Origin of the sequence: Flammeovirga sp. MY04 (assembly GCF_001682195.2) — a bacterium.
In the GTDB taxonomy this organism is placed as follows: domain Bacteria; phylum Bacteroidota; class Bacteroidia; order Cytophagales; family Flammeovirgaceae; genus Flammeovirga; species Flammeovirga yaeyamensis.
Map to the genome: position 1 here is coordinate 4,164,160 of NZ_CP003560.2, position 12,406 is coordinate 4,176,565.

Annotated in this window: 7 protein-coding genes; 4 read left to right on the top strand and 3 right to left on the bottom strand. The window is 36.2% G+C overall.

Annotation, left to right across the window (positions count from 1 at the left end; translation table 11 throughout):
- Positions 1 to 284: 284 nt before the first annotated feature.
- The gene (locus MY04_RS16635; RefSeq protein ID WP_158297742.1) at positions 285 to 1,364 is read right to left on the bottom strand and encodes an LA_2272 family surface repeat-containing protein; all 1,080 of its coding nucleotides are present in this window, start codon (positions 1,362 to 1,364) and stop codon (positions 285 to 287) included.
- Between the two features lie 474 nt (positions 1,365 to 1,838).
- Here MY04_RS16635 and MY04_RS16640 point away from each other — a divergent pair, with 474 nt between their 5' ends.
- Positions 1,839 to 2,252, top strand: a complete 414-nt coding sequence (locus MY04_RS16640) for a DoxX family membrane protein (protein ID WP_084005931.1) — start codon at positions 1,839 to 1,841, stop codon at positions 2,250 to 2,252.
- Between the two features lie 116 nt (positions 2,253 to 2,368).
- Here MY04_RS16640 and MY04_RS16645 read toward each other — a convergent pair whose 3' ends face one another.
- Entirely contained in the window at positions 2,369 to 2,725 is a 357-nt protein-coding gene (locus MY04_RS16645) for a winged helix-turn-helix transcriptional regulator (protein WP_066211465.1), read from the bottom strand.
- 331 nt (positions 2,726 to 3,056) lie between these two features.
- On the opposite strand from MY04_RS16645, the gene MY04_RS16650 reads away from it, so the two are divergent.
- From MY04_RS16650 to MY04_RS16660, 3 genes are all read left to right on the top strand, one after another.
- Complete coding sequence (locus MY04_RS16650; protein WP_066211468.1) at positions 3,057 to 3,656, top strand: nitroreductase family protein; 600 nt, start codon at positions 3,057 to 3,059, stop codon at positions 3,654 to 3,656.
- Positions 3,657 to 3,769: 113 nt separating this feature from the next.
- Complete coding sequence (gene cysK / locus MY04_RS16655; RefSeq protein WP_066211471.1) at positions 3,770 to 4,681, top strand: cysteine synthase A; 912 nt, start codon at positions 3,770 to 3,772, stop codon at positions 4,679 to 4,681.
- Positions 4,682 to 4,786: 105 nt separating this feature from the next.
- Entirely contained in the window at positions 4,787 to 5,224 is a 438-nt protein-coding gene (locus MY04_RS16660) for a GNAT family N-acetyltransferase (protein WP_066211473.1), read from the top strand.
- Positions 5,225 to 5,266: 42 nt separating this feature from the next.
- On the opposite strand, the gene MY04_RS16665 is transcribed toward MY04_RS16660, so the two are convergent.
- Positions 5,267 to 12,097, bottom strand: a complete 6,831-nt coding sequence (locus MY04_RS16665) for a PKD domain-containing protein (protein ID WP_066211475.1) — start codon at positions 12,095 to 12,097, stop codon at positions 5,267 to 5,269.
- Positions 12,098 to 12,406 lie beyond the last annotated feature (309 nt).

The following is a 12,406-nucleotide window of genomic DNA, read 5'->3' on the forward strand; positions in this document are numbered from 1 at the left end:
TGTCTCCTCAGAAAATAATTAAAATAAGAATATAACTTCTTTCTAAAAGCAAAGTCTATTTCTGATTTAGTGCTAAAACTTCTTTTGGTGTACTATTGAACTTTTCATATCAAAATGATACTATTTTTTATTGAATGGCATTACCAATTTTTTAATAATAAAGGGCTAAAAAAAGAAATACTTGATTATGAAATAAGAGTAAACTTTAGAAATTAAAAAAGGCAATTTGATCTCAAATTAGACCAATTGCCTTGCTTGTATATTTAACTTAAAAACTGAGATTATTAGAAATTGATGTTCAAACCTGCTTGACCACCAATCCAGAGAGCATTTCTTGTACCATGGCTAGAAGTCTTGTCATAGAAAGCATGTTCTGGAACGCTTAATGTACCTGCTTGTTCTGCTCCATTTACTTTTTGATCTACTGTATATACATTAAATGATGGACCAGCAAAAACAGTTAGGTTTTTAGTGATGTGGAACTGAGCATTCAAATCGGCTTTACTTAATAAGTTTAAGCTTCCAGTATCCCAAGAGTTATCGTAAATAATTTGGTTTGCAGAAAGGTCTAATGCGATACCTACTGTTTTGTTTAGGTTAAATAAAGTACCAAAACCAGCACCTACACTACTTACTACTTTACTATCATATTCTGAATAACCCGCTTTGAAAATAGTATAGAACTTTTCAGTACCCATTTTGAAGTTGATATTTGCCCAAAGTGTTTCTGAAGTACTCACCTCAACAGCATAGTAACCATCTTTCACTACGTTAATTAAACCAATTGGCGTACCCTCAGCACCTGATGAAACCACGTTGATTAAACCAATTTGAGTACCTACTAACGAATCTGTAAAGTTGATTAAACCTAATTGCATACCTGTAGCTTTACCTCTTGTTGTATTGGTTAAACCAATTTGAGCACCATCCATATCTTTATTAGCCACATTCGAAATACCAGAAATTTGAGCACCACTCACATCTTCTCTCGCAAAGTTATTGATACCTGCCATCTGCATTCCGTCTAACCCCTTGTTAGCATAGTTGGTAATACCAGAAACAATAAAGCCTTTATTTTCTCCTGCAGCGACGTTTGTAATACCTGCCATTTGGAAACCTCTAACATCTCCTTTATTTACGTTGGCAATACCACCTAATTCAAAATGTTTAACTCCACCGTTAACGCCCCATAAAATATTAAAAGATAAATCGTTTACTTGATCAGTATTTGTACCATTTGTACCTAAAGGATACAAGAAAGAAACTTGTCCAGTAAACTGATTTGTTTTAGTCGAATCGTTTTGTGCAAAAGTTGTAGTTAAACCAAGGATGAATAAAACGATATATAAGGATAACTTTTTCATATTTATATTAATTTCTTTTTTTTCTGAATCATATTTTGAATTGCGATAGACGCCTTTACCGCTTTTCATAGTAATGACCCTCCACTATTTAGTTACCCCTATTCTTTGATGAAAAAAAATGAAATTATTTCATAAATAACTGATATTTAGTTTCTTGTATTTTTTTTAAATTTATGTTTTTCATATCTACTTCTAATAGCTAAAGCTAATAGTTCATAGAAACGAGTGGTTTCACTGCCTCAGAATAATAAGACCAATGTTTGATTAAGTTATCCCAACAATTTAAATTACCTTACCTCTTACCTCTCATAAAAACAAATATATATTAAATGTAATCAACTGACTATGAGTATTTTAGAATGTTATTTTCGTTCTTTTACATGAGTTGTTTAAACAAATATTGTTTAATCCTTGTTATGATGGTGTAAATTGAATAAATTTGTTTCAACAAATAAAGATAAAACAATTAATATTATGTCAACTCAAGCAATAACCAATTCAGAAGAGAAAACATTTGAAGAATCAAAAGCAACAATGGCCGTTCGCTATTTATTAGCTTTAATGATGATTGTTTTTGGAGCGAACAAATTTGCTCAATTTATTCCAATGCCCCCTGCAAACGATCAAGTAGCACAAGTATTTGGTTCACTAATGATGATGGGAATATTACCTATCGCAGGTGTACTAGAACTTGTAGGAGGTATAATGTTAGCAATAAAGAAGCAAGTACCTATCACTCTAATTGTATTAGGTGCAATTGGATTTAACGCTTTTCTTTTCCATGCGACATTGGATCCAGCAGGTATTGGTGGTGCGACAGTATTCTTAGGTATGGTAATTTATTTAGCTTATGCCTATAGATCAAAATATATATCTTTAGTAAGATAACTAGTAGTTTGTTTAATAACCGACCCATATCAATTAACAGCAGTAAGAGAGAAATATTAACTTATCGTAGATCAGTCAGAAAAAAAACAGTCACTTTTTAGTGACTGTTTTTTTGATTATCCAATAACTTCAACTTTATCGTCCAGACTTGCTGCTTGTTCACCCCAAGATGAAATAGCATCCAATAATGGAATTAAAGTCTTTCCAAAATCAGTTAATGAATATTCTACTTTTAATGGTGGTTTATCTGTAGCTAAAACTTTTCTATTAATAAGACCGTCTTCTTCCAATTGTTTCAATTGTAGACTTAATGTTCGCTCACTAATAGTCGATATAATTTTTTTTAATTCGTTATAGCGATGAGGTTGTGTTTTAAGATGAATGAGAATAACTGTCTTCCATTTACCTCCAATATATTTCATGGTTAGGCTTGTACAGCAAGGATATTCTTTATCGTCTACTTTAAATTTCATGATACTACGTTTTTTATAAACAGAAGGATTCGTACTTCTAATACTCAATAATTATATAAATATACGAAACTAACAAAAGTATAGTTACTTTATTTAATGATGTTTGAATTTACTCAATTAAAACAAAAGTTAATATTTAAACTAACCTTTTTGTCCGTTATTGATTCTTATTTCAACGGTACTTATGTTTGTAACTATCAAAAGTATAGTAACATTAATTATTAATGTAAAACTTTTGATGATAAAGTGAATAAAGTTTAATCCTGATGATTTGTTTAAACAAATAAAACTCATTGCCGTTGAATCAATCATCAAATAAAAAAATACAATTATGGAATTTATTGACATCGCTAAATCAAGATACACAACAAAAAAATATGATGCTTCTAAAAAAGTAAGTGAAGCAGATATCGAAAGAATTAAAGAGATTTTACAATACAGCCCCTCTTCAATTAACTCTCAGCCTTGGAAATTTACGATTGTGGGTAACCAAGAATTGAAAGAAAAATTAGGAAAAGCTTCATATTTCAATGAAGAAAAATTAGTTGAAGGTAGTCATGTAGTGGTTTTCAGTGTAGTTGAAAGTGCAGCTAAATTCGAAGAAAATATGGAATCATATTTAGCGGAGGGTGCAGTTTGGTACTACAATAATTTCTTAAAACCACAAGGTGATGAGAAAGTACAAAATTGGATGTCTGAACAAGTGTATCTTGCTATAGGTTATTTCCTTTCTGCTATTGCTTCGATGAATATCGATTCAACACCTATGGAAGGCATCGAAAACGATAAATACAAAGAAATTTTAGGTTTAGATGGTTATCAACCATTAGTAGCGGTAATGATTGGATACCGTGATGAAGAAGATGGTAACCAACCTGCTAAAACAGCTAAATCTAGACTGGAACTAGATAGTGTAGTAGAAGTACTATAGTCGAGTGATAATTTTCTGCATTAGGCAACTGAATTACTTTCGGTTGCCTTTTTTGAATCCATATTTATGTAGTAAATTGAAATAATATATTTGGTAACCAAAATCTAACAACAATGATTTATAACAACGTCCTAGATAGTATTGGAGGAACACCCATCATTTGTATCAACCAACTTTTCGGAAGCGATCATGAAGTTTATATGAAAGCGGAGAAATTTAATCCTGGTGGAAGTATCAAAGATAGAATTGCTTTATCGATGATTAACCAAGCGGAAAAAGATGGTGTGATCAATAAAGATACATCCATAATTGAACCTACTTCTGGTAACACAGGTATTGGTTTGGCTATGGTAGCTGCTGTAAAAGGGTATTCACTTACTTTGGTGATGCCAGAATCGATGAGTATCGAAAGAAGAAAGTTGATGGCGGCTTATGGTGCAAAATTAGTACTAACACCTAAAGAAGGTGGTATGAAAGGAGCAATTGCCAAAGCACAAGAATTATTGGAAGCAAGTGATAATGCTTGGATTCCATCTCAGTTTGACAATCCAGCCAATGTAGCTGTTCACGAAGAAACGACAGCTCAAGAGATTTTAGCCGATTTCCCTGATGGTGTAGATTATCTAATTACAGGTGTAGGTACAGGTGGACACATTACAGGTGTGGCTAAAGTATTGAAAAAATTCTGGCCTGAACTAAAAGTTTTTGCAGTTGAGCCAGAAGGTAGTGCTGTGATTGGTGGCGGAAGCCCAGGACCTCACCCATTACAAGGTATCGGACCAGGTTTCATTCCAGGTAACCTTGATGTGGAATTACTTGACGGTGCTATCGGAGTAAATAACGATAGAGCGAAACAATTGGCTGCTGAGTTTGCCTTAAAAGAAGGTTTCTTAGGAGGTATTTCTACAGGTGCTTCTTTAGCTGCGATCGAGAAAAAATTACCTGAGATTCCAAAAGGAAGCAAAGTGTTATCATTTAACTATGATACTGGTGAGCGTTACTTATCTATCGAAGATTTATTCTAGTTTTCGGTATTGAAGATAAAATATCCTTATTTTTATAACACTCAATTGATTCGTCAGTTGGGTGTTTTTTTTCAACTATTTTTCATCAAATAAACTTTTAAGAAAATGACTAGACAGGCAACTCTTCAAGACCTAGAACAAGTAACCACTCTTTTTGATGGATACAGAGTATTTTATAGAAAAGAATCGGACATCAATTCAGCAAGAATTTTTTTAAAAGAGCGTTTAGAATTAAACGATAGTATAATTTATGTAGACGAACAAGAAGGTGTATTAACAGGCTTTACTCAATTGTATCCTCTATTTTCTTCTACTAGAATGAAAAAATTATGGTTATTGAATGATCTTTATGTTGATCCAAAATTTAGAGGAAAAGGAATTTCACTTCAGCTTCTTGATAAAGGAAAAGAATTGGCAGTAGAATCGGGTGCCTGTGCTGTGATGTTGGAAACAGAAAAAACGAATAATATAGGCAACCAACTTTATCCAAGAGCAGGATTTACATTAAATACCGAGTCAAACTTTTACGAGTGGAGCGTATAAATAAAGGGAATCAGAAATTAATCTGATTCCCTTTGTAGTTAGTTATTGGTGTTTGATAATTTTCTTATCTATAAACTGACCATCGACTTTCATCCTTATGATGTATAATCCATTGGCCCATTTATTTTCCAATTCAATCAGACCTTTTTGATCTGATTCCAAAAGAATATGTTTTTTAAGCACTCCAACTAAATCGTAAATCCATATTTCTTCTAAACCTTCAATCGCTTCGATATAAATTGATGTCGAGAATGGGTTAGGATAGACTTTCAAGTTCAATTCTTCTTCTAAGTTTAGAGTCGCACGTTTTCTGGCATTTGCAGTATTTCCACAACTAGGTGCAGTTGCACTATTCGTGAAATACAAGGTTTGTTTACCAGTGATTTCCACCAATACGAAATCATTGCCTTCCATAGTAGCATAATAAGTACCGTCCATTTCTGGTATTCCTGAAGAAGTAAACGTAAGTGTTGGCTGTGCATCCGCCAAAGTATGGGTGATACTAGACGTTAGATCAACCCACCAACTTGGTACTCCATTGCTTGTATTAAGAGAGAATTGCCATAATCCATTATTCGCTAAACTCCAGTTAATAGTTGCATCTTTTACCTGATCTAGATTCCAGGAATCATTTCCAAGTACATAGATATGTTTGTAGGTCACGTTCGACAAATCAGGAATTGCTGTTGCCGAAGGAGTTCCGAAAGCACAACTTGGAGCATTTGGATTAGCATCTACCGTAATGGTTTGTAAAATACTTGCATTTCCGCCTCGACCATCTTCTACGGTTAAAGTGACCTCATGTACACCCACACCGAAAGTGGCAGAAGCTGTGACTCCTGTTGCAGGAGCATCTCCACCAAAATCCCAAGTGTAAGTCAAAGGATCATTATCTGGATCCGAAGAGGTGCTCGCATCAAAATCGATTGTCAAAGGAGCAAAGCCTGAAGTAACAGAAGAAGTAAATGCTGCTGTCGGTAATTGATTCGCTCCTTGTACAGAGATAGTAATAGAATCCGTTGATGTTAACCCGCTATCATCAGTGACTGTTAAATATACTTTTTGATCTCCAACTTGAGTGAAAGTATAATTCGTGAGTGCAGTCGTTGCTGTTGTGCCATCAATTTCCCATAAATAAGAAGCAATCACTCCATCCATATCATTTGATGTTGATCCATCGAAAGAGACTACCAAAGGAGCTTCTCCACTGCTTACGTCAGTTACTATTTTAGCTATTGGAGGTACCTGATCCGGCAATACATTAATATCAATTACTTCTTTGGTCGATAGGCCATCGGCATCGGTAACAGTTAATGTCACGCTTTGGGTTCCTACTGTTGTGAAGGTATAAGATGTGATACTATCAGTACTAGTAATTCCTCCACCGAAATCCCATAAATACGTTATAGAGGTACCTTCAGGATCTGAAGAAGCACTTGCATCGAAATCGACAATTAAAGGACTTTTTCCTTCTGTAGCCGAAGTGGCTAATTGTATTTTAGGTGGTTGATTGACATTCACTGGCTCAATACCCCACACCAATTCTCCTTTTCTGTATAAAGTGATTTTTACATTAGGGCCAAAGCTTGTCTGAGCTGCATTAAACGAGAAATCATTGCTCTGATCGTTCATTTGATATCCCGATTGATGCATTCTCAATTGTATCTCACCGGTATTCGATTTGGCATTCAACATTCCCGAAGAAGCAAAACCAAGTTCCACGAATTGTTCACCTTGATAAGTGGAGAAAGTTCCATTCACACCTTTTACACTACTGTAATCTGTACCAAAACTCATTGGTGCGACATCTTCGTTCGAGAACCAATATCTGATTGTAAAATCATCCAGAAGAACAGCATCAGCAGAATCGTTATGGATTCTAAGTACTGGTTTTAGTTCCTGCGTAAGTACACCTGCAGAATTATCTCTGTATTGAATGCTGAAAGGTGTTTGAGGCATATTGGCAAATAAAGGATCGACAGTAATAGTGATGCTTGCTTCTAAGCCATGATTGGTACCATCGGCATTTACCAATATCAATTTTAAGATATGCTCTCCCCCTGAAAGTGCAGTAATAGGAATAGATGCCAATGTATAATGTGATGAATGGTAGACATCATCAATATATAAATCGACATGTGGTCCGTCAGGGGCAATATCAAATTTATAGAGAGAGAATCTGATGTCGAAATCTGGTCCAACATACCCACCGTTGGAAGGTGAGTTAAATATAGCAGTAGGTCCTGCTGGCAATGGATCATTCGTGACATTCACCCAGATAGAATCGGTAATGTCTGTAGCTGAATTATCACTTCTTTCCATTAAGAAAGTAAGTAAATGAGGACCTTCAGATAAGGCCGAATTGTCTTGAAATACGCTATCTTCTGTAATTAAACCGCGATCACTACCATCAATTTTAAATCGGAGTTTATATTCTGTCGAAGGTAAGGACCAATTTTCTGTTTCGAAGAAGATTTTTAAAGGAGCATTGACCAATTCGTTGTCTGTTGGCGATGTGAAATAAACATCGGGTAGTTGTTTAACAGGAGTGTCAGCATCTCCACCATGCAATGTCCAAATAACAGCTGCGTCAAACATTTTCCATCCATCTTCTGAGAAAAGGTGCATAAACTGATCCCGAAGCGGGAAGGCCAACCTTCTCGAAGAAGCGATTCCACTTCCTTGATCATATCCAAATAATATTGGTTGACCCTCTGCTTCTAATATTACCGTTGCTTCTACTGAAACATTGGCAAAGGGTAAGAATTGTACCACACTATATAGTTCTACAGAATCTGCGGTCGAAATACCGCTTACAATTGGGTGAAGTGAATTCGTAATACTTGCTTTTGCATGACCGTTGGAGGTAAATCCATAACCTAAGTCGAGATCTCCATCGGCCAATCCAAGTTTATTGTACATGAATGGATCCCAAGTCATCACAGGAATAATTGTTCTTTCTATATTTTGTCCAATGATACTTGGCTCTACTGTTGATGAAACTAAAATGAGATCATAGGCATTGGTCATTGTTGGTCCAGAAACATCGTTATCATCAAAAACATGAACATTAAAACCAAACTGTTGCTGAATTCTATTTTTGATAAGTAAATCGTCTGACGATAGGTTTTTATCTCCAACAATAAACATCACATCTATCACACCTTTATAGGTAGTTTCAATTTCCGGAGTAAGTGATGAGGTTTTTCCATTATCATAGAAAATACGAGCATTGAGTTTGTAGTTTTTCCATACTACAGGAGTCCATGCTCCCACAAAAGGGGCTGTTTCTATTATACTTACTAACTCTCCATCAACATAATATTCTACTTTAGTGATGTCAGGTAAAGCACTACTTATTTCTAATGGAATCTCTTTGTTTTTATCAATTACTTGCCCATTAGCAGGAGAAACAATTTGAGAAACTTCTGGCAAATCAGAGGTTGTTTCTGTTCCATCAATTTGTTTTAAATAACTGATCAGTTGGTCCATCTCTTTAGGACTTAAAGTAGAAGTCGCTCCGTGTCCATCCGTCTGGTTTTTCGAGCGGAAAACATCTTCTAAAGTAAGTGCCGAACCGTCGTGTAAATAAGGAGCAGTGTTCCAAACGCCTCTTAAGGTGGGAGTATCTATACCCAATAAATCTTTTCCTAATCGGTTTCCGCTATTGGCATTTTGAGTACCGACATCGTGTCGAATGCCTAAATTACTATCTGTAAAATGATCTCCACCATGACAGCTAGCACATTTTAATTGTTGGAAGATCTGTTGTCCTGCAAGTCCATCTGCGGTTAGTGTTCCATCTTCTTCTTTGTAAGGGCTAGAAGCAAAACCATCCAACGATTCAATGTAAGCTACTAATGCATCAAGATCTTGAGAAAGGCCAGCTTTTGGAGTTCCTAAAGTGAGTGCATTGGTTTTAGCATGGAAATCTGCATCCGTCATAAATCCTTGTCCGTTGAAATTATTTCTGATATCGTTTTCAAAATCATGAATTTCATCGAAGTTAGCCGACCAGTGAACAGGACCGTGTGCAGTACCTGCCCTACCTTTCAAAGTGATTGTATTTCTAAGGCCTTCACCACGATCAGAAAAATCCCAAACTCTACCATCTTCCGCACCGTCGTTATGACAAGAAGCACAGCTCATATAGCCATCGCTACCCATTTTCTGATTGGAAGCATCGTAGAAAATCTGTTTTCCTTTTAGCACCTGAGCAGTAAGTAATTCGGTGGTCACTGTAGAGATTGTTGCCAATTCTTCTAATTGAAGATTACCGTTCTTTACCATAGCATCGGCATCGAAGACAGAAACGGTTCTATCCATAAAGTTTTTGACGAATAGTTTGTTAGTGACTTTATCAAATACCATCCCTTGAGGTGCAAGCCCAACATCCTTTTGTAGTAATTCCAATCCCTTTTTAGGATCAATTACTACTACATGATTATTGCCTTGCATTGTCACCAAGACATAATTTCCATTAGGTGTATGTATAACCGATGAAGGCTGCCCATGATTATCGATATCCAATCGATCGCCAAGAATTTCTGATGATAAACCAAGATCTAAATGAGAAATAGCGGTTCTTACTGAGTTATCGAAAGTAAGTGGTTTTCCATCTCTCATTCCTCCTCTAAGTACATTGTCTTTTTTACCAACAGTCCATGCATTCCCTCCATTAGGGTGAATACTAATACCAGAGATATAATTAGGAATACCTCTACCTTGATTGCCGTTATCGATAGAAAAATCATCAATAGGTAAAACAATATCCGTATTTAGTGTAAAGGTGGTTAAATCGATCTCCCACACTTTTCCTTGGTCTTGAGGAGAGATAAACTGAGTTACATAAAGTGTATTGGTAGTCGGATCTATTGCCATTGCTTTTGGAGTGGGTCCTACTGCTATGCTTTGCGTCATCGAGTAATCTACGGTGGATAATTCGATCACCTTATCGCTACCATATCCGGCAATAAAACCTCTAGAACCATCTGAGTTAAACACTACACCAAAAGGCGATGTTCCTCTTGGTAAACTAATTACCTGATCGACCACTTCTGTATCGGCATCGATCACATAAACTTTGTCGTTATCGCGGCAAGTCACCCAAATTTTGCGGTTGCCGTCCATTGCAATGCTTACAGGATCTGTTGATACGGGTAGTTCTTTCACAAAAGTCATTAAATCAGCATCAAGAATACTGACAGAATTATTATCTGGATTAACCACCCAAACGTTTCTTTTTAGTTCATCAACTAGAATAGGAGACGATTGTGTTGGAAACTCAAGAGGTACATCGGCAATTACATTTACATGAAGTGATTTTACAGAAAAACCACCATTATTATCAGATACTTGCACTTGAACAATGTAGTTTCCTGCTGATGCATAAGTATGACTTACCGCTTCACTTCCCCAAGCTGTCTGAGGTGAACCATCGCCAAAATCCCATCTATAAGACATGGTCTGATTTTCAAAATCTGAAGCAGCAGCCGTAAAATTCACCTTATTACCTGCAAGGAAAGGAGAAGCTATATCCATATCGATTGCAGATATTTCAGGAGATTTATTTGATGCATCTCCGCCAGTTGTGAAGTAAAAAATGTATTCTTCCATTCCATTACCCACAGCATCTTTGATACCGCCTTCTACAAATTTTACCTCATAGGTTGTGTTAGGAAGTAAAGCCTCTCTTGGAGCATAATTAACGACATTATAGGATGTAGACGTCACATCTCCTGCAATAGGAGCTCCCCCAAGAGGGCTAACTTGAATTGTTTTGTCAGTTAGCGTAATATCTTGTAAAGTCTCGTTGATAACGAAACCCAAAGTACTGGTCACAGGTAAATTGGTTGCACCTGCGGCAGGGAATTGAAAACCAACTGTAGGAGGTTTAGTATCCAAACCATCTTGGTGACAAAATATGGTGGTTTTACCATCTCCACTAGCCACCAATATATGTCCGAGTGGCATCCATTGGTTATCGATAAACTGTAGCACCTCGTCGTCTGAGGCTGGGGTGAACTCAAGTTCTACTTTCATAGTTTCGAAATTGAATTTCACCCCACGGTCAAATCTCCCAGAAAATCCGTATTCATCTTGGAACATCATATAGCGTCCAAGTGTTATTTCGTCTGATGATAAATCGAATGCATGTTTTACGTTGGTTGGGTCTGAGATATCAAAACCAACCATACTATTTACAGCTTCGTTACCACTCATGTATATAATATTATTTCGCCATACTTGTATACCAGTACTGTATTGTTCGTGGGGAATATCACCTCCAAAAGAGCCTAGGAATTTTACGTTTGTTGGATCTCCAAAATCGTAAACACTCATGGCACCAGTTTGTGGGATATAGAAAACGTAATTACCTATACGCATCACGATATCTGGTTTTGCAATGGCTTCAGGCATTGTACCGAGGAACTCCCCCGATCTCATATCATAGATTCGGTTACCATCGATCGTATGAGGAAAAGTTTCTAGTTTGTCGTAATGAGGATTGCCAGATTCAACAGTGTATAAAACGTCTGAAGTAGTTACAGGCTTTAGGTCTAACATGTTCGACATGTCTAAATATTTATATCCAGTACCATCGGTTTGTGGTACCGAATATTCTCTCCAATACAAATCGTTAATTTTCCACCATCGGTGACCGTTGTTGGCTCTTTCATCGAATTGTATTCTTTTAGGAGTAGTTGGACTAGAGACATCCCAAATTCCAGTACCGGCCTGTCCGGCAATCATTAAATAGTTTCTGTGATAGGTGTTGATTCTATCCCCTTCAGGGAAGTGTGCTAAGAAAGTACCTGCAGGCCAGGTTTGGGTGGTCATTGTTGGGCCCATTTCACCATTGTACTGGGCCATTACATGAGCGTGTGTGAAGTAGCTAATCAACACAAAAAGTAAGATCCTTTTTATGTGAAAGCTTTTAGTTAATAGACGTTCCATCATCAATTATTATTAATAGTGGTGATAAGAAGTTCCTAGCCTTAAATGCAGTTGCTTTATTTAGTAGAATAGAAAAATAAGTAGCAAAAAAGTGTCGTATTCTTATCAAATATTTAAGTGAATGATGATTACCGCAGAATGCTATTTAGAAATTTTTAGTCGTAGTAATAGTGTTTATTCATTTCATACATTGTGGTAATAATTCATCATTTTTTAATAATAATT